General features: G+C 61.6%; 1 protein-coding gene. It reads right to left on the bottom strand.

Going from position 1 to position 385, the window contains the following annotated elements:
* A partial coding sequence (locus L8K08_RS30210; RefSeq protein WP_242201995.1) for an RHS repeat domain-containing protein occupies positions 1–385 on the bottom strand: 385 nt, incomplete at both ends.

Raw genomic sequence — 385 nt, 5'->3', positions numbered from 1 at the left:
CCGCCCCAACGGGTCATACGCCATCCTGACCACGCTGCCGCTTTCATTACGCACTTCAACCAACCGGCTTTCTGCGTCATACACAAACCGCTGCACGCCACGCTTGGCGCTGCGCTTCTCGATCATCCGTCCAAACGCATCGTAGCGATAACGCTTGTCCTGATACGTCAGCAGTTTGTTATGCACCACCAACCCGGCGCCCGTCTGCGGGCCGTCGAGCAGGTTGGCGGCGGCATCGTAGGCGAAGGTTTCGCGCTGGCCGTGCAGGCTGTCCTGGCTTGCGATGATGCGGCCGGTGGCGTCGTAGTGCAGCAGTTGACGGTGTTGTGCCGCGGGTTGCTGGTCGAGTTTGCCGATCAGGTTGTCGGCGGGGTCGTATTCGAAT

The organism is Pseudomonas sp. TREG-RG-20F-10-E-6-01, assembly GCF_022662455.1.
Lineage (GTDB): Bacteria > Pseudomonadota > Gammaproteobacteria > Pseudomonadales > Pseudomonadaceae > Aquipseudomonas.
The sequence above is the reverse complement of the archived record's forward strand: the minus strand, read 5'-3'. Positions and strand labels throughout refer to the sequence as shown.